Here is a 19,280-nt window from a genome sequence, read left to right as displayed (position 1 = left end):
ACGGAAATGCGCACCATCTCCGGAGTTTCACCTTGCGAATCTCGATTCAAACGGAGTAAGGCGATCCGCTTTCATTCACCTTTGTGATCTTGTGCATATGCCCTTGCCCCATTACGATTCCCCTGATTCGATCATCAACTCCGGGGGGGACCATGAGATCAATACGTTTCACAAAGCCGAGAGGCGGAAAGAGAACAGTCGCGAGCAGGCTGCTCTCTACGCTGTCAGCCGTTGCCATCGTCGCGGCGGGCAGCCTGTCCACTGCAACTCCTGCCCAGGCGTACGCGCACAACTGCGGCAAGTTTTACGGGATTGGTGAAGGCGGAGCCATCTCGTACCGCTATTACAGCATCACGTCCACGTATCAGACGGCATTCGGAAACGCGCAAGGCCGGTGGGACGCGACCTCACCGAATTCTCCGGGATACTTCAGCAAGCAGCAGAGCAACGGGGACCCCATGGTAGAAGTCCGAGACGGCTCCTACACCTGGGACGCCTGGGCACGCACATCCTGGCAGGGCTGCCTCTTCAGTAATTGGGCGTACAACGAAGTGTACGTGGCATTCAATTCCAGAACCATGAAGAATCTGACCGCCCGCCAGAAAAAGATGGTCGCAGAGCACGAGATCGGTCACACCTACGGGCTCGCCCACACCTCACTCACCTGCTCTTCCGGTCCGTCCCTCATGCGGCAGGGGTCCGGAAAATTCAGTTGCAGCGGCGACGGCCCGTGGTCCGATGACATCCGGGGCGCCAGAGCGAAGTACACCCCGTGATCTTCGACAGAAAACTTGAGCGATTCCCAAGCGTAGGTGGGCAGATGAAGAAAAAACTGGCTCTGGCTGTTCTGGCGGCCACCGTGGCGCTGTGCGTGACCTCCTGCTCTGCCGGCAGCAGTAGTGAGCAGGGAAAACTGCAAGGGGAGGCGGACTACGAGGTCTATTCCAGCGTCGAAGATCTGACCACTGCTTCGCAGGCCGCCTATCACGTCAAGATCGGCCAGGAGGTCGGCAGAGAGTGTGATGACGGAGGCGACGCCGTGGGAGACGGCGGAGAACCTACTCCAGGATCGGAGGACTCAGATCCCGAAGACGCCTCGCCCAGTCCGAGCGTGAGTCCGGCGCCGTCCGGGATCGCCGGTGGCGAAGCCGAGTACGCAGACTGCCTCCCCATGGTCTTCTACAAGGCCGATATCGTGACCGAGATCTACCAAGGCGCCGTGACCTACGGGGAGGACCCCGTCTCCCTGGGTGAGATCATCGTCGGCAACGTCGACACCAGCAAGGTCGATCTGGAAGGCTCCTCACCGCTGACGCCCGGTAGCTATGTCGTTATATACGGAGACAGCCTCACCCCCGCCGAACACCCGGGTATCCAAAGCATCGCCGAGGACATCTGGACCCCGACTGGCGGCGATCAGGGGATTTTCGATACGGATGCGGGCGGCACAACGGTGACGGCGCGCTCTTCTCAGATCACGACGCTGACCAACGTCGCCACTGCACAAAGGGCAACCACGTCCGGCACGTTCACGACCTCCCTGGATTCGTTGAAGGAAGTCGCGGAAAGCGTCCAAGGCTCATAGTTGGGCGATGACCGGGACGCGGTTTCCGCCGACCGAAGCCAGGAGATCAACGTGGTGGAGTTCATGCACTGAAGCGGAACTCCACCACGTCGTCGCCCTACATGACGTCAGCAGAACGTAGGCGACCGCGGGCGAAGGGGGTTCGAGCCGGTGCCGAAACAGTGGGTGATCGAGCGGACCTTCGGCTGGCTGATCTGAGGCAGCACGGCTGTTTGGCACGGGACTACGAAGCCCTGCCGCAGAAATCCCGGGGCGATGATCCACTGGGCGATGGCTGACAAAATGTCCCGTGAGCTGACGGGAGAATCCACGCCTACCTGGAGAATCGAAACGGACAAGTCCCAGGTCAGAATGCGCAATACGCCCGCCGTGCTCGACGCAGTCCGCGACCTGATCCGCGGCGCACTCAAACTCGCCGGGTACGTCAACTCCGCCGCCGGACGCCGAGCCCGCACCGAACGCCACCGCGTCCTCGCCCTCTACGGCATCACATGACCAACCGGACATCCGAGGCAAACGCCGGGGCCCTGGGGTTCGAGCAGGCAAGATGGCACCGCAGGCACGGGTCCTCCGTGTGATCACTGAGCGTAGAGAACTCCATGATCACGCAGGGCCCGTGCCTGTCTCACGTCCGGGACCCTCAGCCGCCGAGCGGCTCACCATTTGCCGGTCGGTCTAACTCCTGAATGGTTGCGTGCACGGTTCGGAAAATTCCTTAGCTGGGAGCCTGGATCATGTGAGATAAAAAAACTTTCAGTATGAATGTGCGTGTGGCAAGATCAGTATACGTCAAATGGCTGTGGTGCCACTTACGCAACGGCAGCACTGTCGAAAATTAGCCATCCGACGGCTACGGGGGAAGCGTATGCATCGGTCATTTTTGGCCATCCGTGTGATTGGTGGGCGGGGCCAGTTTCGCGCCTCCACGCCAACCAGTCTCAACACGAGACCACGTCCGTATTCATTTCCACCGAATACATGGCAAGGGAGCACGATGTGCTGAGTTTTTCTATTCTCGGGGCGTTAGAGGCGCACACCGGAACGGGTCAGGTCGAGATCCCCGGAGATCTGCAGCGCACGCTCGTCCAGGTCCTGCTGGCCAGCGAGGGCCAGGCCGTCTCCGGCGAAACGCTCATTGATGAGATGTGGGGGGAATCAGCCCCCGCCAACCGGGTCAACGCCCTGCAGGCACACATCAGCCGGCTGCGGCGCCGTCTGAAATCCATGGAGCCCGAGCGCTCCGCATCGCGTCTGACCATGCACCCGTCCGGCTACCGGCTGGCAGTCGACGAGGACGAGCTCGACGCCGCTCAGTTCCTCCGGAAGGTCCGCCGTGCCGAGGCGGTCGTCTCCGCCCGTCCGGCCGAGGCGGCCAGCCTGCTGCGCTCCGCGCTGTCCATGTGGCGCGGTCCTGTGTTCGGACCCCTGCCCGGCGGGTCGGTGTGCCGGCTCACCAGCGCCCTGTACGAAGAACACCGTTTGCGTGCCAGAGAGTTGCTGTTCGACGCCGAGCTCAGTGCCGGGAACCACGCGAACATCCTCGCCGAGCTCTACGACGCCCACATCAGCAATCTCCTGCGCGAGCGGTTCTGCGAACAGCTCATGATCGCCCTGTACCGTTCCGGCCGCCAGGCCGACGCGCTGGACACCTACCGGCGCATGTGGCAGCGCCTTTCCGAGGAGATCGGCGTGCTGCCCTCTCCCTCACTGCGCAGTGTGGAGCACGCCATCTTGTCCCACGATCCTTCTCTCACCCTGATCAGCGGCGCCGCGCTGTTCCGGCCGGCGTGACCAGGCCCCTCGCTGTGACGCCGCCGTCCGTACGCCCGTAGGCGCGTACGCGGTCGGGCCCATCCGCCGCTGTTCCCGGCGGATGGGCCCGATGCGTCGTCTCAGGCGGTACGCCCTCCAGGCAGGATCCTCTGGAACCCGGTGTAGGGGACGAGGGCGTCCGGCAGGACGACGCTGCCGTCGGGCCGCGCGCCCTGTTCGAGGAGAGCTGCCACCGTGCGGCCTATCGGCAGGGCAGACCCGTTGAGCGTCGCGGCGGGAACGTTTCGTCCGGCACCGGAGCGGTGGCGGATGCCCGCCCGGCGGGCCTGGAAGGCGCCGCAGTCCGAGACGGAGGAAATCTCCCGGAAGGCCCCGCTGCCGGACAGCCACACCTCGACGTCGTACGTCATCCGTGCGGAGAAGCCCATGTCGCCTGCGGGGAGCAGTACCACGCGGTAGGACAGCTCGAGCTTCTGCAGGCACTTCTCGACGTGTCCGACCATCAGGTCGAACTGGCTCGGGGCGTCCTCCAGTGCGCAGATGCGCACCAGTTCCACCTTTTCGAACTGGTGCAGCCGCAGCAGACCGCGGGTGTCGCGGCCGTAGGAGCCGGCCTCGGAGCGGAAGCACGGGGTGTGGGCGGTGAGGGCGAGCGGCAGCTCGGCGGAGGTGAGTACCTCGCCTGCGACGAGATTCGTCAGGGGCACTTCGGCGGTGGGGATGAGGAAGAGCTCGCGGTCGCCGAGCCGCGTGGCGAAGAGGTCTTCCTCGAACTTCGGAAGCTGACCGGTGCCCGTCATGGTCTCGCGGTTGACGAGGAAGGGGACGGCGTACTCGGTGTAGCCGTGCTCTTCGGTGTGCAGGTCGAGCAGGAAGGCGGCGAGCGCTCGTTCCAGGCGGGCTCCCGCCCCGCGACTGACGTGGAACCGGGCGCCCGACAGACGAGTGGAGCGCGTGCTGTCGAAGAGTCCGAGGCGCTCGCCGACGTCGGCGTGGTGGGGCACGGCGCCCCCGGCAGAGACAACAGGGGGCCCGCCCCGGCGGATCTCCACGGCCTCCTTCTCGGACTGGCCGTCGGGTACGAGGTCCAGCGGAAGGTTGGGGATCGTCTGCAGCCACTGGCTCAGCTCGGTACTCGCCGCCCGCGCCTCCGTTTCGGCGTCCTGCACGCGATCGCGCAGGGCGCGCGCAGCCGCGCGTTCCTCCTCGCTCGGGGCGCCGGTACGGGTGCCCGTCCCCGTGCGCGCCGCGGCCTTCAGCTGTGCGCGCAGCCGGCTCACCTGTTCTTCGGCGGCCGTCCGCCTGCGGCCGGCGGCCTCCAATGCATCGAGGTCGAGGGGGTGGTTGCGCCGTGCCAGTTGCCGTACGGCCTCGGGTCCGAGCGCGATGAGCTCGCGTGCGTCGTGCACGGCAATCTCCTTTGGTTCCAGTGCGGCCCGGGGCATCGGCTCGCAGGCGTGCCTCGCCGTCCTGGACGGGCGGCAAGGGGTACGGGCAGGGGCAGCCGGCCCGGCGTCGGGTCGGCTGCCCCGGATGGCATCGGCGGGTCAGGCGGCGGCGACGGCAAGAACGGCGTTCTGTCCGCCGAAGCCGCAGGAGTTGCTCAGCGCCAGTTCGATGGGCACGGCCATCTCGGTCTCGGCGACCTTGATTTCCAGGCGGGGGTCCAGCGTGGTCAGGTTGGCGGTGGGCGGCACGAGCCCTTGTTCCACCGACAAGACGGTGAGGACAGCCTCTACGGCCCCTGCGGCTCCCAGAAGGTGACCCGTCACGCCCTTGGTGGAGGTGACCAGCGGGTCGCCCGTCAGGGTCCGCTTCAGCATGGTGGCCTCGGCCAGGTCGTTCAGGGGCGTGGACGTGCCGTGCGCGTTGACGTGCTGCACGTCTCCCCGGCCGGCGCCCGCGTCGCGAAGGGCGGCGCGTACGGCCGACTCGATTCCGGCGCCCGTCGGATGGGGGGACGTCATGTGGTGGGCGTCGGCGGACGCCCCGTAGCCCACGATGCGTGCCCGGACCCGGGCACCGCGGGCGCAGGCGTCCTGGAGCCTTTCGAGGACCAGGATGCCGGCGCCCTCACCGGCGACGAACCCGTCCCTGTCCGCGTCGAAGGGACGCGAGGCGGCGGAGGGGTCGTCCTCGCGCTGGGACAGAGCGCCCATCTGCGCGAAGCCCGCCATCGCCAGTGGCGTGATCAGGGCCTCGCTGCCGCCGGTCAGGACCACGTCGCAGCGGTCGAGGGCAAGGAGGTCGCGTGCGACGCCCACCGCGGTCGTGCCGGAGGCGCATGCCGTGGCCACCACGAGGTTGGGGCCGGTCGCCCCGAACTCGATGGCTGCCTGGCCGGCGAGCATGTTGGGCAGCTGCATGGGCAGCAAGAGGGGGGAGACCCGGCCGGCGCCCTGCGCGAGGAGCACCCGGTGCTGGGCTTCCACCGTGGTGGGTCCCCCGTCGCCGTTGCCCAGCACCACACCGACTCGGGCGCCGTCCCAGGTCTTCGGATCCAGCCCCGCATCGGCCAGCGCCTCGCGAGCGGCGACCAGTGCGAACTGTACGAACGGGTCCAGGCGCAGGGCACGCCTGGCTCCCAGCAGGGCATCGGCATCGAACCCGGGAACGCGGCACGAGATCTTCACAGGGTTCGACTCCAGCACGGGATCGAAGGCGGCTGTGGAGCGCCCTGAGCGGACCGTCGCCCAGCTCGGCTCCACCCCGATGCCGGCGGGGGTAACGAGGCCGAGACCGGTGACGGCGACATCGATGCCTGCCATCAGACCTTCGCGCCCCGCTGCTCCATGAGCGCCACCATGCCGCCGACGGTGGGCGCTTCCAGCAGCTCGTCGTCGCTGATGGTGAGGCCCAGCTCGGACTCGAGCAACAGGGACAGCTCCACGACGGCCAGGGAGTCGAGTTCGATCTCCTCCCGGGTGGCTTCGGGCGTGATGAGCTCGGGCGAAACCTTCAGCTTGTCGACGAGGAGGCTCTTGAACTGCTCGAACATGGATTTTCCTTCGGTCGTGCGCAGGGTTGCGCGTGGATTTCGCTGCGTTCTACGGGCTGCAGGGTGGCGGCGGGTTCCTCAGAACGGAGTGAGGTCGGGCCAGTGCAGGGCTGTGGCACCCCAGGCCAGGCCGCCGCCGAACGCGGTGAGCAGGACCTTCTGTCCGGCGGTCAGACGGCCGTCCTGCGCCGCCTGGGACAGCAGCAACGGGATCGAGGCACCGCCGGTGTTGCCCACGTGCTCGATGTTGGACAGCTGCCGCTCGACCGGGACCTCCAGCCGGTCCGAGACCGCGGTGAGGATGCGGGCGTTCGCCTGGTGCGCGGCGAACCGGTCGATGTCGGCCATGGTCCATCCGCGGCGCTCCACCGCCTCCAGGGAGGCCGCGGTCATTCGTTCGACCGCGTGGCGGTAGGTGTCGCGTCCCCGCATCTGGAAGTAGTGGTCCTCCAGGGGGGCGCTCCGGCCCGAGGAGCGTTGCCGCGAGCCGCCGGCCGGCACTTCGATGAGGTTGCCGAGACTGCCGTCGCTGCCCAGGACCAGGGGCCCTATCGCGCCGGGTTCGTCCGGGCGTCCGGCGCGCAGTACGACGGCGCCCGCCCCGTCGGCGAAGATCACGGCGGTGGTGCGGTCGTCGGGGTTGATGATGGTGGTGAAGGCATCGGCGGCCACCAGCAGCACCCGGTCCGCGATGCCCGCCGCTATCAGTCCGGAGGCGGAGGCCAGGCCGTAGAGGAAGCCGGTGTACACGGCCGCTACGTCGAAGGCCGGCACGCCGGTCAAACCAAGGCGGGCGGCCACGGCCGGTGCGGTGGCGGGGCAGGAGTGGTCCGGTGTCGTGGTGGCGAGCACCACCGCGTCGACGTCGGCGCTGCCCGCGGACTTCAGGGCCCGCTGCCCGGCCTCGACGGCCAGGTCGGAGGTGGCGGTGCCGGCGGAGACCACGTGGCGCGTGGCGATTCCGGTACGGCTGCGGATCCACTCGTCCGAGGTGTCGAGCCGCCGGGTCAGGTCCTGGTTGGTCACCACGTCCGGCGGCACGTACGACCCGATGCCCGCGATGACCGCTGTGCGCCCCGCGGGTGCCTGCCGGGTGACGGTGGTCATCCTGTGCTCTCCTGGCCGCCGGCCAGTACGTCGACGGGGAGGCCCATGTAGGCCATGCGGGCCTCGGCCATTTCGTCGGTCCACTGCTCGGCCATGTCGTAGCGCTGCTCGGGGGTGGTGTCCAGCATGCGCACGCCGGGCCACAGTTCGTAGTCGCCGATCAGGTCGGCGTGCTCCTGCATGCCCTTCTGGAACATCTCCTCGCGGGGCAGGACGTACTCGCGGTCCGGGAGTTCGTCCCAGAGCCGGACACCCGCCCGCAGGATCTCCAGCAGCCTCGGCTTGTACTCGGGGTGCTTGACGACGTGGTCGCGCAGGATCGTGCTGGCCACGGTCAGGTGCCGGATCTCGTCGATGGCGGTGCCGCGGGAGATCTCGCCGGTGGCGGGCGACAGCGGGGTCCACTTGCGCTCGCTCAGCTCGGCCGCGGGGGCGAGTACGCCTTCGATGACGATGGCGAACACGGCGACTCCGCCGATGAAGTCGGACTGCCCGGTCACGATGTCGTCGGTGAACTCCTTCACCGGCTCCAGCACGCGGCGCCGGTAGTCGGCGGCCATGTCGTCCACGTCCCGCAGCAGGCTGCCAGCGGGGTGGCCGAGTTCGACGAGGTGGTTGCGGAACACCCGGGCGTGACGGGCCTCGTCGATGAGCTGGGTCGCGTAGAACTCCAACTCCGGTATGCCCGGGGCGATGGTGACGTAGCGGCCGAGGATGCGGGTGGCCATCTCCTCGGACAGGGCACGGAAGCCGAACTCCAAGGTGAGGGCGTCCCTCAGCGGGCCGGGCTCCTTGAGGAAGGAGGGAACAACGGCGTCGGCGTGGTGTCCGGTGTCGCCGCGGTCCCGCAGGGTTCCTTGGGCTACGGAGGTGAACCAATAGGAGAGGTCGCACTCCTCGGGCCCGAGGGTGAGTTCTTTCGCTCCGTCGAGCAGACCGGGCGCCTTGTCCCAGTCGGCTTCGGGCGCCACGGACTCGGTCATGTCGTGGTATCCTTCCTGGTTTGACTGCCCGGCCCGGGGTCCCGGACAGGGGTGAGCGGGCTGCTGAACAGCCCGCCGGCGTAGCTGAGCAGGGGGGTGCCCTCACCGACGGCGGCGTGGGTCACGTGGCCGATCAGTACCTCGTGGTCCCCCAGCGCGGTCGAGCCGTAGAGCCGGCAGGTGTAGTGGGCCAGCGCGCCTTCGAGGAGGGGCGCGTGCGCGTACGGGTCGGGCTCCCACCCCAGGCCGGCGAACTGGTCCGCCCCGCCGGGGCGCGAGCTGTCGGCGAAGTACCGGGCCAGATCGGCCTGCGCCCCGGTGAGGACGTTGACCGCGTAGCGGCCCGACGCCACGGCCAGTTCGGCGAACTGCGACCCGCTCCTGAGGCAGGTGCCGAGCAGCAGCGGCTCCCGGGACACGGTGGTCACCGTGCTGACGGTGGTCCCGTGGAGCATCCCTCCGTGGCTGACGGTCAGCACGGCCACCGGGGCGGTGAGGTGGTACAGGGCCCTGCGCCGACGCAGGCGTCCGTCGGGAGTACGGTGCCCGGCCGACAGCCCGGTGCGCGGGCGGAGCGCGGTGCTCATCGCGACTCCTCCTGATGGACGCGCTCGCTGCGGGCGGAGGTCCGCGCGGCGGGGACGTGCCCTACGGGCGCCGGGTCGAGGACGTGGCCCACGGGCTTGGGGTGCTTGATGCCGAGGTCGTCCAGAAGGCTCAGGTAGCCGGGCTGACGCACCGGCTCGAAGGGCAGGGCGAAGGACTTCATGAAGTTGCCGAACAGACCCCGGTCACCGAAGAGGTGGAAGGGAATCACCAGCAGCGCCCACTCCGGCCCGATCAGCCAGCACCACAGGGCCGCGACCGCGGCCTGGGTGATGAGGCTGTGCATCACGTTGTAGAGCACGTAGTACGCCTTGGATATCGGGCGGCCGCCGCTTCGCCGGAAGGCGATGGCGCCGGGGATGTACCCGATCAGATCGATGTAGAAGAACAGCACGACGGCCGGCACCCATCGGATGTCGCCCAGATGGGCGATGATCAGACCAGTGGTGACGGCCAGGCCGACGAGGTACTCGGCCCGGTGGAGCGAGTAGGTACGCGGGGTCTCGAACGGATTGGCCTGATCCACGGTTCAGCTCCTGTCGGGGCAGCGGGTCACGCCGCGACGTTCTCTGGGCGGGCGTCGCTGAGGTTGGCGTCGCCGAGCAGCTTGGAGCCGGGGAACAGGCCGGTCACGGCCCAGGCCACGCTCTCCTTGATAACGCGCTCGGCGATGGGGTCGAGGATCCCCTCGAGGCTGGGAATGCCGAAGTCGAAGTCGGCCTCGAAGTCGACGATGACGTCCGCGCCGTCTTGGCGCAGCGTCCACAGGCCGACGAAGCTGTCGAAGTCGCCGTCGGTCTGCTCGAAGCGGGCGGTCAGGTCCTGGACGGAGAACTCGTCCTTCTCGGTCCAGCGCAGCAGACCGCTGCGGAAGTGCAGTTGCCAGCTCGAACTGCACTCGGCGGCCGGCAGCGTGCTGTGCACGGTGGTGGTGTGCACGTGGGGTGCCAGGTCGGGGTACTTCTCCCACTTGATGACCGAGTCGAAGACGGTCCGGGCGTCCTGGGAGGGAACCAGGACCTTGAGCTCTACGTGTCGCACGGTCAGTTACCGCCTTCCGGCATCGTGGCCGCGCCCCGTATGAGGTCACGGGTGGCCTTGTCGAAGGAATCGAGAAGAAACTGCACTTCGGTGTCGGTCAGGGTGGCCGGCGGCGTGAAGCGCACCACCGCACTGCCGTTCATCGAGTGGTTGGCGACGATGCCGTGGTTGAACAGCTCAATCAGCAGCTCGCCGGCGAGCCCGGCCTCGACCAGCTCGACGCCGATCAGCAGGCCGCGGCCGCGTACCTCCACCAGCTGGTCGGGGATGTTGCGGCGGGCGATCTCGGTGAGCTTGGGCAGCAGGGCGCCGCCGAGGCCGACGGCCTTGGTGACGAGCCGCTCTTCCTTGATCGTCTCGATGGACGCCTGGACGGCGGCCATGAGCAGCGGCTGCCCCGAGAACGTCGCGGTGTGGAGGAAGGGGTCCTTGTCGAAGGGACGGAACGCCTTGCGGGTGGCGACCGCGGCGGAGACCGGCAGTACACCGCCGCCCAGGGCCTTGCCCGTCAGCATGACGTCGGGGACGACGCCTTCGATGTCCGCGCCCCACCACTCGCCGAGCCGGCCGAGGCCGGACTGGATCTCATCGAGGATGAGGAACCCCTCGTACTCGCGGACCAGTTCCTCGACGCGCTTGAGGTAGCCCTTCGGCGGGATGATCACGCCGCCCTCGCCCTGGACGGGTTCGAGGATGACGCAGACCTCGCCGGGATGGGCCGCGAGCTCGGCCTCCAGCGCGTCCGCGTCGCCGAACGGCAGGTGGAGGAAGTCGGGTACGAGCGGCCGGAAGGGCTGCTGGTAGACCTCCTTGGCGGTGGCGGACAGTGCGCCGAGGGTCTTGCCGTGGTAGCCGCCGCGCATCGAGACGGTCCGCTTGAAGCCGTTGGCACGGGCGAGCTTGAGACCGGTTTCCACGGCCTCGGAGCCCGACAGGGCGAAGTGCACGCGGTCCAGGCCCTCGGGCATGACCGACACGAGTGCCTCGGCGGCGCGGGCGGCGGTCGGCTCGAGGAGGATGCGGGTCGCCGCGGGGTGGGTGTGCAGCTGGCGCTGAACGGCCTCCACGACCCGGGGGTGGCGGGCGCCCATGATGAAGACCCCGTAGCCGCCCGCGTTGAGGAAGCGCTCGCCGTCGCTGGTGGTCAGCCAGGCTCCGGAGGACTCCACTTCCATGTGGCTGCCGAAGAGCTCGGCGAGCGTTGCCCGGCCTTTGCTGAGGTGGGCCCGGTAGAGCCGGAGGATCTCTCCCTCCGTGCTCGGCGCCGCAGCGCCGGGCCGGGCTTCCTGGATCACGGTCACGAGTTGTCACTCCCAAGTGGTGCGGGGCTGGAGCAGGATTCGCGGGGGCCGGCAGCGGCCGGGGCGAGGACGCCGCGACGCGCCTCAGGCCAGCTCAAGGGATCCGCCGCCGAAGTAGCGCAGGAGCGGTTCGGCCGCGGCGGGCCTGGCCGGCGGGTGGAAGGCCAGAGGGCGCACGGAAGCGGCGAGCCTGGCATTCGGGGATCCCTTGATGAAGTCCATGCCGCCGAGAAGTTCCAGCGCCCGGTTGGCGTTGGCAACCAGGGCGTCCTGGACGGTGTAGCGGGCGATCAGGGCACCGGCCACCGCCTCTTCGCCTTCGACTCCGCCCTGCACGGCGCGCGCGGCGCCTTCGAGCAGGGCGACGGCCGCCTCGTGGCTGATCGCGAGGGCCGCGCGTTCGGTGGGGTTGCCCCGCTCGTGCGTGACCACCTCTTCGACGAGGGCGGCGGTGGCTCCCGTGTATCCGGCGGAGATGAGCAGGACGAACCAGATGAACCCGGCCGTCTGCAGGTCGTCCAGCCTGGTCGGGTCGTCGGCGGAGGTCCGTACCACCAGTTCGTCCGGTACGAACACGTCCTCCAGGCGGACCTCGTCGCTCTCGGCCCCGGCCAGCAGGTCGGTGCCCCAGAAGGGGTGCACGCTCAGGCCGGGCGAGTCCGCTGGCACGATGGCGAGAGCGAGCTCGGGGGCGCCGTCGGCGCCGGGCACGGAGATGCTGGCCGTCAGCAGGTCCATCGAGGACGAGAGGCTGCAGGGCTTCTTGGAGCCCTGCAGGCGGTATCCGCCCTCGGCGGGCACCGCAGCCACGGTCGGGGCGAGGATGTTCTGCTGGGTGCGTCCCTCGGCCCAGCCGGAGGCCATGAGTTTTTGCTCGGGCACGATCCGGTGCAGGAGGTCCACCTGGGCGGGCGTCAGCCTGTCCTGCTGGTCGGCCAGTGCGTAGAGCATGGCGGCGGTGAAGTGGTGCATGGTCGTGGCGGCGGCCAGCGACGGTGCCACCGCGCCCAGGGCTTCCTGTACTCGGACGGCCTCCAGGGGGGACGCCCCGTTGCCGCCGAACTCGGCGGGGATGAGCAGTCCGACGCCGCCGTGGGCGCGGAAGAGGTCGATGGCGGTGCTACCGGGCTTCTCCCGTTCGTCGAAGGGGATCTCCTCCAGGGCTTTGAGGAGCCCCGGGTGGTATTGCTCGCAGACGGTGCGGGCTCGGTCGAGGGAGCGCACGGTTACCTCCGGTGGGAGAGGGAGTTTCGGGGGCAGGGCGCTCAGGCGCCGAAGACCGCCTCGTAGGGGCTGACGCCGCGGGCGATGCTCACGCCCTGCAGGTGGGAGGTCTTGAGCATCGGGTAGTTGGCCTCGCCGAAGGCTCCGCCGGTCAGGCCGGTACCGCCGTGCGTGGGCAGGTAGGGGACGCACCCCATGTGGGAGTCGTTGATCTTCAGGAGTCCGCCGTTGGTGACCTGGCGTACGAAGGTGTCGATGACGTCTTCGGACTGGGCCCACAGCGAGTTGCGCAGTCCGTAGGGGTTGGAATTGGTGAAGTTGACGAACCGGGCGAGGAGCTCCTGGTCGGCGGCGGGTTCGGCGACGATGACGGGGATCAGCGGGAAGAACGTTTCCTCGCGGACGATGTCGAACTCGCGGGCGCGTGCCAGGCCGTCGACCCGTACGACGGTGGGCTGCAGGAACACACCGGTGTCCGAGGGGGTGCCGTCGACCTCCATGCGGCGCCCGCCGGTGACGAGCTCCCCGCCCTGGTCCAGGGCCTGGTTGAGGAGGCGGAAGAACCGCTCGCTGCGCCGGACCGGCGAGAGCAGGACGTCCTCCTCTTCCGGATAGCCGGGCCGTATCCGCTTGACCTGCTCCTTGAGCTCGGCCAGCAGTTCGTCGGCGACGGCGGGGTGCACCAGCACGCCGTTGGGGATCATGCAGATCTGGCCCGAGCCGTAGAAGGCCTCGGTGATGGCCTCGACGGCCTTGGGGATGTCCGCGTCGGACCAGACGACGACGCTGTCGTTGCCGGCCAGCTCCAGAATGGCCTTCTTGCCGTTCGCGACGCACTGCTGCTCGAAGCGCAGGCCCTCCTGACTGCCCCCGATGTAGAAGATGTCGTCGATCAGGGGGCTGGCGATCCAGCGGTCCAGCGTCTGCTTGGGGTTGGCGCACAGGGCGTTGAGCGTGCCGGGCGGGGCGTCCAGCTCGTCGAGGATCGGGGCGACCACGTCCCGCATCAGCCACATGGTGCTGAGGGCGATGCTGCGCGGGGCGCGCATGACGACGGCGTTGCCGGACATGAGGCACAGCACTCCGAGGGCCGCGCTGGGGAGCGGGGCGTTCTGCGGGGGATTGAAGGCGACGACACCGTCGGGCTGGCGGCGCACGATCAGCCGACGGTCCCCGTGCTGGAACTCGGTGTGCATCTGCTCCTGGTACCAGCCGAGGCTTTCCTCGCTGAATATCTGGAGCAGGGAGCTGTGCTCCCAGCGGGCGAGCTTGGCGGGGTGGGCCTCCGCGATCAGCATCTCGATGAACTCGTCCCGGCGTCGTTCGAGCTCTTCGCGGAAGCGGTGGCCCAGACGCATACGGCGTTCCAGCGGGAAGGCGGCCCAGCCGGGTGCGGCGGCTGCGGCGGCCTCGCTCGCCAGGTCCAGGGCGTCGTCGCCGGCGATCGCGCAGCGTCCTACGACGTAGGGGTGCTGGGCCGCGTCCGATTCGGCGTCCTGCTCCAGGGTCCGCTTGAGCGTCACGCTGGTGAACACGTCCTCCAGGAGGGATCTGCCGCTCACCGTGTAGACCCATCCGTCACCTTCGATGTCCTTGCCGGCGACGTAGAGCTTGTAGCTGCGCAGGGGTGCCTGGCGTTCTTCTGCCGCGCGGCCAGAAGAGGCAGAACGTACGGAGGATGTCTCCTCTGTTGTTCCGTCCGAGAGCATGGTTGGCCTTTCCGGATGGGTCCCAGTGCTGACCGGCACGCGAGAACGGGGCGCCGGAGTTTGATCGTTGCAGCTGGCTCTGACGCGGTTCTGACGCCGAACTGATGCTGGCGCCGCGAATTGACCGACCGTCGGTCATATGGTTACGGTCGAAAGGAAAGAAGATCACCTGTCGGCCCCCGGCCAGGCTTCCCTTCCGCTCCCGCCCACGTGTGAGGACGACATGCCCAACGACCCCCAAGTGCCGGCTACGACCGCACCGCACGCGGCCCGCCCCCGCAAAGCCCTCATCGTCGCCAACCCGACGGCCGACACCATGCACCCCGGGGCACTGGAGGAAGTCACCGACCTGTGCCGAGAACGCCTCGAACGGGTCGACATTCACATCACGACGCGCCGGGGAAGCGCCCGCGACGTCGTGAGCGAGGCGCTGCGGCAACCACAGGGAGCAGCCCCGGACCTGGTCGTCGCGATCGGCGGCGACGGCACCGTGGGCGAAGTGATCGCGGGGATGGCCGGCGGCCGTCGGCCCGCCACCGCCGCTCTCGCCATCGTCCCGGCGGGTACGGGCAACTCCGGCTACCGGATGCTCTGGGGCGGCCTCCCCTGGCAGGACGCCGTCCGCGCCGCACTCACCGGACCCTTCGCGAGCACGGAGCGCCGCATCGACCTCGCGCTCCTCGTCGAGACCGGCGCCCTCGTCTTCCTCGGCGCGTGCAGCGGCGTCATCGCTCAGGCCCTGGAGACCGCCCGGGGCATACCCGTGACCGGGCCCGCCCGCTACGAACGCGCCCTGGCCGAGACCGCGGAGACGTTCACCGGGCGCTGTCACGTTGTTGGGTGTGTGAGTGTCTGATGGTGCGTCGGGGCGTGGTGGGCTTGCGCTTCGGGCCTGGGGTCAGGCCGTGGTGGACCGGCCGGCAGCGCCGGTGATCTGGTCCCAGATCGCGAAGCGGACGGTCATCTCGGCTCGGTGGTCGGAGGCGGTCATCAGGTGGCGGTGAGGGCGGAAGTGGGGTGAGATGCCGCTGAAGGCGGACAGGAACCGCTGGGCCCCGCCTACGGAACGGAATCCTTTCATCGCGCGTTCACGCTGCCAGGTGGGCTGGTGGGAGTTCTCCGCCCGATTGTTCAGGCCCTTGTGGGAACGGTGTTCCACCGAGGGCATGACCTCGCGGTGCGCCGCGCCGTAGGAACGGAGCTTGTCGGTGACGATCACCCGCGGCACCGAGCAGGTCTTCTTGAGCAGTGTGCGGAAGAAGCGCCGGGCCGCGGCCTTGTCCCTTCGGCCCTGGACCAGGATGTCGAGCACGTTGCCGTCGGCGTCGACGGCCCGCCACAGGTACTTCTGCTCGCCGTTGATCTTGATGAAGACCTCGTCCAGGTGCCACGTGGCACCGGGCCGTGGCCGGCGGCGGCGCAGTCCGTTCGCGTAGGCCTGGCCGAACTTGGCGGACCAGCGGCGCACTGTCTCGTAGGAGACGATCACGCCGCGCTGCAGCATCAGCTCCTCCACCTCACGGAATGACAACGGGAAGCGGAAGTACAGCCACACGCAGTGGGAGATCACCTCGACCGGGTACCGGTGGCCCTTGTATGACGGCGATGCGGACGACACGAGCGAACCCCTCCCCGGCACGACCAACCACAAGATCATCCCACGCCGGTCAGCCAACGTGACAATGCCCGCCGCGCTGCTCGGCGTGCTGCCCGCGGCCGTCGCCTACCAGATCCGCGCCGGGCGCCTGCAGGCCCACCGCGGCCCCACCGGCCGGGTCAGTATCCCCTGGGACGAGCAGGTCGAGGCCGCGATTCGTGCACACCCGGACCGCCCCAAGCACCCCAGCCCCACCGGCCCCGACAGCCACCCGCTGCCCGAGGCTTCCCTGGTGCGCGGCGAGTTGAGCGTCCAGCAAGTCGCCGCGCAGCTCGGCGTCCGCGCCGGTGCGGTCTACTACTGGATCGCCCGAGGCCGCCTCGAGGCCAACCGCGCCGACGACGGCCGCCTCAGCATCCCCTGGACCAGCGACAACGAGGCCACCTGCCTCCAACTCGCCGCCCAAACCGTGAAATCACCCGTCGAAACCACAACACTCACAGCAGGAGGGGCAGTATGAAGCCACCATGCCGACCGTGGCGGACCGGGTGGTCCAGGCGTCCTTGAAACTGGTGCTGGAGCCGGTGTTCGAAGCGGAGTTCCTCCCGTGTTCCTATGGGTTCCGCCCGAACCGCCGGGCGCATGACGCGATCGCTGAGACTCGCTATCTCGCCAGCCACGGATATGAGTGGGTGGTGGAGGGCGACATCACGGCGTGCTTCGACGAGATCTCGCACCCGGCTCTCATGGAACGGGTGAGGAATCGAATCGGGGACAAGCGGGTGCTGTCCTTGGTGAAGGCGTTCTTGAAGTCTGGGATCCTGTCCCGGGACGGAGCCTTCACGGACACACGCACTGGGACCCCGCAGGGCGGAATCCTGTCGCCGCTGCTGGCCAACATCGCGCTCTCGGTCCTGGACGAGCACATCGCCCAGGCCCCCGGAGGACCAGATAGCACCTCCGAGGATCGGCGCAGGAGACGGCACCGGGGATTGCCCAACTACCGGCTGGTCCGGTATGCGGATGACTTCCTCGTGCTTGTCTTCGGGCGCCGTGAGCACGCCGAGGAATTACGCGACGAGGTCGCGGAGGCGTTGAAGCCGATGGGCCTTCGCCTGTCGGTGGAGAAGACAAAGATCACGCACATTGACGAGGGCCTTGATTTTCTCGGATGGCGCATCCAGCGTCAGCGGGCGGCACTTCCTGTCGGCGGCGAGATGGACCTTGCTGGTCTGTCCGCAACGCGAGCGTCCAAGCAGTGCGGCCTTCAGTCGGACTCTGCTCCGGCGACGGATGCGTCTGCGCTCTTCCCACGAGGGGCCGTTCCCGGCGGCCTGCCCGTCTCGTCCTTCTGGGCTGCCCCCTTTTGCCGGGCCTTCTCCTCCTCGGCGACGGCTTTCTCCAGAGCGGTGAGGACATCGTCATCCAGATGCATCCCGGCGGCATCGTGGTGGGCCCGTGCGACGGTCGAGTCCACACTGACCAGCGAGAGATCCACATCGTCCCGCGTGGCGGCCTCCGCGATCAGGCCCTCCAGCAGGGCTTCGAAGACACCTGCATCCCGCCACTGGCGGAAGCGGTTGTGAACGGTCGGCCAAGGGCCGAACTCCTGCGGCATCTCACGCCACTGTCCGCCCGTCTTAAACCGCCAGATCACACCCTCGAACAGTTGCCGCAGCCGCTCGGGATACGGGCCGTACCTGCCTATAGGCAGGTACGGCCCGATGAACTCCCACTCCACATCAGTCAGTTGCGCCCGCATCATGCAACACGATCTACCACACCACAAAGCGCGGCCGAGACCAACAGATTGATCAAGTTTCGATACGCGCTCCAGAACCTGTTTCTGCTCCATGAGCGCCCCTTGCTGTACTCACCGCTATTCCCCGGCCCAGTACGCGGCCCGCACCTCCCCCTCCGCGAAGTCCCGGCGCGGCAGACGCAGGCCGAGGGACTTCTCCAAGGCGTGGAAGTACAGCTCGAACGTATTAGTCAGTTCGGGGTGGTCCAGCTCGGCACGGCGCACGGCCCGGTTGAGGAAGTCCAGTTCGCCGCCCCGCAGATAGGGGGCGCGGCCGCGCTCGTACCAGATCAGCTCCAGCACGCCCCAGTCGTCGTCGACGCGACGACCGTCCCTCATGTAGTCGAAGGTGTAGATGGCCTTCGCGGAGGTGGCGGTCAGCCACACGCTCTCCTTAATCCCGAGCGCCGCGTATGCCTCCTTATCGGCGAAGGACCCCGGCGGCGTGTCGTGGTACAGCAGGAATGTCCAACCGCCCGCCTGCCCGAAACAGCAGCTCTCCCACTGGCGGTCCCAGTGGGCCCGGCCGCTGTCCGCGGCCTGCAGGTCCTTCAGGCGCGTGCCGACCGCGACCTGCGCGGGATCGGCCCCGTACAGCAGGGCCAGCCGCTCGGCGTCGACGGTTCGCCCAGGCGCTGCGCGAAAGAAGGCAAGCGTCGTGTACGGGTCCTGCTCACGCCAGGACCCGGCTATCCAGGCGAGCCCCTCCAGCGGGTCGCGTCCACACGCCTCGACCGTCCCCGTGCTGTCCAGGCCGCCACTGCGGAACCGGCTGCCCCACGCCGGATCGATCTGCTCCAGCGCGGCGGCCACCTCTTCGAGGCTGCCGCCGCGTCGGCGCATCGCAGCCTCGGCAATCAGGTAAAGCACCTGTTCGAGGTCGCGGGCGGCGAAGACCTCCCGGTAGGAACCGTGATGTCCGCGCACCGTGCCATCCTCATCCAGCAGCAGGCACAGGCCACCGTCCTCCGCCTCCTCAGCCCGCTCGGCCCACTCATCCAGTTCCTCGTCCGAGAGTGCCACAGGCGGCAGCTCGACCTCGTCGAGCAAGGAGTGCCGCGCGGCCGTCCGCTGCCACGCCTCCGCAAGTGTCCGCTTGGTGATCTTCATGGCGTGAATATAAAGGGGGTCGCTGACAACCGGCCGCCCCCTGCCGACCGGTTCAGCACCTGGCCGCTCAGGACCGGTACGCCTGCCCCGTGGCCCGCGCCGGTTCCTACGCGTGCAACGTCAGATCGAGCAACGCCATGGAGCCGACCAACTGTTCTCCAAGGCCGCATCAATGCAAGAACGGCCGCAGGCTAGTTCCGTACTTCGCGGGTAGCTCGTTCAGGTCTGTGGCCAGCGGGGTTGTGTGGGTTCCAGGCCGAGGAGGTCGAGTAGGTGGAGCTGGATGCCCCGGGTGATGGCGATGACGGGCGGGTCGGTGGCGTTGGTGACCCGTAGCTGCAGGTCGGACGGGTGGTAGAGGATCATGCGGCCGGTGGGCCGCACCTTCTGGTTGCCCGGATACAGTCCCTGCATCTTCTGGTCGCCCCCGAGTGCCCGGCGGACC

General features: G+C 68.3%; 19 protein-coding genes and 3 pseudogenes. 7 read left to right on the top strand and 15 right to left on the bottom strand.

The window, feature by feature from the left end; translation table 11 throughout:
- Positions 1–152: 152 nt before the first annotated feature.
- The 4 genes and pseudogenes from ACWD6R_RS25090 (at position 153) to ACWD6R_RS25075 (ending at position 3,376) form a co-directional block, all read left to right on the top strand.
- Positions 153–776: a hypothetical protein gene (locus ACWD6R_RS25090; protein WP_451820758.1), complete on the top strand. Its 624-nt coding sequence runs from the start codon at positions 153–155 to the stop codon at positions 774–776.
- A 44-nt stretch (positions 777–820) separates the two neighbouring features.
- Complete coding sequence (locus ACWD6R_RS25085) at positions 821–1,585, top strand: hypothetical protein (protein ID WP_451820757.1); 765 nt, start codon at positions 821–823, stop codon at positions 1,583–1,585.
- Between the two features lie 330 nt (positions 1,586–1,915).
- Positions 1,916–2,080: pseudogene (locus ACWD6R_RS25080) on the top strand (ISAs1 family transposase); the annotation flags it as partial.
- 501 nt (positions 2,081–2,581) lie between these two features.
- Entirely contained in the window at positions 2,582–3,376 is a 795-nt protein-coding gene (locus tag ACWD6R_RS25075; RefSeq protein ID WP_451820756.1) for an AfsR/SARP family transcriptional regulator, read from the top strand.
- A gap of 101 nt (positions 3,377–3,477) precedes the next feature.
- On the opposite strand, the gene serS is transcribed toward ACWD6R_RS25075, so the two are convergent.
- From serS to ACWD6R_RS25020, 11 genes are all read right to left on the bottom strand, one after another.
- Positions 3,478–4,767 carry a serine--tRNA ligase gene (gene serS / locus ACWD6R_RS25070; RefSeq protein ID WP_451820755.1) on the bottom strand — a complete coding sequence of 430 codons (1,290 nt, stop codon included), beginning with the start codon at positions 4,765–4,767 and terminating at the stop codon, positions 3,478–3,480.
- Between the two features lie 138 nt (positions 4,768–4,905).
- A complete protein-coding gene (locus ACWD6R_RS25065) occupies positions 4,906–6,126 on the bottom strand; it encodes a beta-ketoacyl-[acyl-carrier-protein] synthase family protein (protein ID WP_451820754.1) in 1,221 nt (406 codons plus the stop codon).
- A complete protein-coding gene (locus ACWD6R_RS25060) occupies positions 6,126–6,356 on the bottom strand; it encodes an acyl carrier protein (RefSeq protein ID WP_451820753.1) in 231 nt (76 codons plus the stop codon). Before ACWD6R_RS25060 ends, ACWD6R_RS25065 begins: the two co-directional genes overlap by 1 nt.
- Before the next feature lie 78 nt (positions 6,357–6,434).
- Positions 6,435–7,463: a beta-ketoacyl-ACP synthase III gene (locus ACWD6R_RS25055; protein ID WP_451820752.1), complete on the bottom strand. Its 1,029-nt coding sequence runs from the start codon at positions 7,461–7,463 to the stop codon at positions 6,435–6,437.
- Positions 7,460–8,446 (bottom strand): VlmB-like protein, encoded by a 987-nt coding sequence (locus ACWD6R_RS25050; RefSeq protein ID WP_451820751.1) that lies wholly within the window; start codon positions 8,444–8,446, stop codon positions 7,460–7,462. The genes ACWD6R_RS25055 and ACWD6R_RS25050 overlap by 4 nt, the downstream gene beginning before the upstream one ends.
- Complete coding sequence (locus ACWD6R_RS25045; protein WP_451820750.1) at positions 8,443–9,033, bottom strand: flavin reductase family protein; 591 nt, start codon at positions 9,031–9,033, stop codon at positions 8,443–8,445. Before ACWD6R_RS25045 ends, ACWD6R_RS25050 begins: the two co-directional genes overlap by 4 nt.
- The gene (locus ACWD6R_RS25040; protein WP_451820749.1) at positions 9,030–9,578 is read right to left on the bottom strand and encodes a hypothetical protein; all 549 of its coding nucleotides are present in this window, start codon (positions 9,576–9,578) and stop codon (positions 9,030–9,032) included. The genes ACWD6R_RS25045 and ACWD6R_RS25040 overlap by 4 nt, the downstream gene beginning before the upstream one ends.
- Before the next feature lie 26 nt (positions 9,579–9,604).
- Positions 9,605–10,093: a type II toxin-antitoxin system RatA family toxin gene (locus ACWD6R_RS25035; RefSeq protein ID WP_451820748.1), complete on the bottom strand. Its 489-nt coding sequence runs from the start codon at positions 10,091–10,093 to the stop codon at positions 9,605–9,607.
- Positions 10,094–10,095: 2 nt separating this feature from the next.
- Positions 10,096–11,394: an aspartate aminotransferase family protein gene (locus ACWD6R_RS25030; protein WP_451820747.1), complete on the bottom strand. Its 1,299-nt coding sequence runs from the start codon at positions 11,392–11,394 to the stop codon at positions 10,096–10,098.
- Positions 11,395–11,478: 84 nt separating this feature from the next.
- A complete protein-coding gene (locus ACWD6R_RS25025; protein ID WP_451820746.1) occupies positions 11,479–12,618 on the bottom strand; it encodes an acyl-CoA dehydrogenase family protein in 1,140 nt (379 codons plus the stop codon).
- A gap of 41 nt (positions 12,619–12,659) precedes the next feature.
- A complete protein-coding gene (locus ACWD6R_RS25020; RefSeq protein WP_451820745.1) occupies positions 12,660–14,327 on the bottom strand; it encodes an aldehyde dehydrogenase family protein in 1,668 nt (555 codons plus the stop codon).
- A gap of 223 nt (positions 14,328–14,550) precedes the next feature.
- Between ACWD6R_RS25020 and ACWD6R_RS25015 the strand changes: the two genes are divergently transcribed.
- Entirely contained in the window at positions 14,551–15,183 is a 633-nt protein-coding gene (locus ACWD6R_RS25015) for a diacylglycerol/lipid kinase family protein (RefSeq protein ID WP_451820744.1), read from the top strand.
- Between the two features lie 42 nt (positions 15,184–15,225).
- Here the strand turns inward: ACWD6R_RS25015 and ACWD6R_RS25010 are convergent, their stop codons facing one another.
- Entirely contained in the window at positions 15,226–15,984 is a 759-nt protein-coding gene (locus tag ACWD6R_RS25010) for an IS6 family transposase (protein WP_451820743.1), read from the bottom strand.
- Positions 15,985–16,003: 19 nt separating this feature from the next.
- Between ACWD6R_RS25010 and ACWD6R_RS25005 the strand changes: the two genes are divergently transcribed.
- A complete protein-coding gene (locus tag ACWD6R_RS25005) occupies positions 16,004–16,444 on the top strand; it encodes a hypothetical protein (protein ID WP_451820742.1) in 441 nt (146 codons plus the stop codon).
- 7 nt (positions 16,445–16,451) lie between these two features.
- Positions 16,452–17,093, top strand: a pseudogene (locus ACWD6R_RS25000) (reverse transcriptase domain-containing protein); the annotation flags it as partial.
- Between the two features lie 12 nt (positions 17,094–17,105).
- Here ACWD6R_RS25000 and ACWD6R_RS24995 read toward each other — a convergent pair.
- From ACWD6R_RS24995 to ACWD6R_RS24985, 3 genes and pseudogenes are all read right to left on the bottom strand, one after another.
- Positions 17,106–17,689: pseudogene (locus ACWD6R_RS24995) on the bottom strand (transposase); the annotation flags it as partial.
- Positions 17,690–17,803: 114 nt separating this feature from the next.
- The gene (locus tag ACWD6R_RS24990) at positions 17,804–18,835 is read right to left on the bottom strand and encodes a hypothetical protein (RefSeq protein ID WP_451820741.1); all 1,032 of its coding nucleotides are present in this window, start codon (positions 18,833–18,835) and stop codon (positions 17,804–17,806) included.
- 219 nt (positions 18,836–19,054) lie between these two features.
- On the bottom strand, positions 19,055–19,280 hold a 226-nt coding region (locus ACWD6R_RS24985), incomplete at its 5' end, for a hypothetical protein (protein ID WP_451820740.1).

The sequence above is a fragment of the Streptomyces sp. NPDC005151 genome (assembly GCF_053599875.1).
This window is presented reverse-complemented; position numbering and strand designations above follow the sequence as displayed.

Excerpts from the sequence above, each read along its gene's own strand:
- ACWD6R_RS25090 (WP_451820758.1), top strand. The coding sequence starts at position 153 with ATGAGATCAATACGTTTCACAAAGCCGAGAGGCGGAAAGAGAACAGTC.
- ACWD6R_RS25085 (WP_451820757.1), top strand. The coding sequence starts at position 821 with ATGAAGAAAAAACTGGCTCTGGCTGTTCTGGCGGCCACCGTGGCGCTG.
- ACWD6R_RS25065 (WP_451820754.1), bottom strand. The coding sequence starts at position 6,126 with ATGGCAGGCATCGATGTCGCCGTCACCGGTCTCGGCCTCGTTACCCCC.
- ACWD6R_RS25060 (WP_451820753.1), bottom strand. The coding sequence starts at position 6,356 with ATGTTCGAGCAGTTCAAGAGCCTCCTCGTCGACAAGCTGAAGGTTTCG.
- ACWD6R_RS25055 (WP_451820752.1), bottom strand. The coding sequence starts at position 7,463 with ATGACCACCGTCACCCGGCAGGCACCCGCGGGGCGCACAGCGGTCATC.
- ACWD6R_RS25050 (WP_451820751.1), bottom strand. The coding sequence starts at position 8,446 with ATGACCGAGTCCGTGGCGCCCGAAGCCGACTGGGACAAGGCGCCCGGT.
- ACWD6R_RS25045 (WP_451820750.1), bottom strand. The coding sequence starts at position 9,033 with ATGAGCACCGCGCTCCGCCCGCGCACCGGGCTGTCGGCCGGGCACCGT.
- ACWD6R_RS25020 (WP_451820745.1), bottom strand. The coding sequence starts at position 14,327 with ATGCTCTCGGACGGAACAACAGAGGAGACATCCTCCGTACGTTCTGCC.
- ACWD6R_RS25015 (WP_451820744.1), top strand. The coding sequence starts at position 14,551 with ATGCCCAACGACCCCCAAGTGCCGGCTACGACCGCACCGCACGCGGCC.
- ACWD6R_RS25010 (WP_451820743.1), bottom strand. The coding sequence starts at position 15,984 with ATGATCTTGTGGTTGGTCGTGCCGGGGAGGGGTTCGCTCGTGTCGTCC.
- ACWD6R_RS24990 (WP_451820741.1), bottom strand. The coding sequence starts at position 18,835 with ATGAAGATCACCAAGCGGACACTTGCGGAGGCGTGGCAGCGGACGGCC.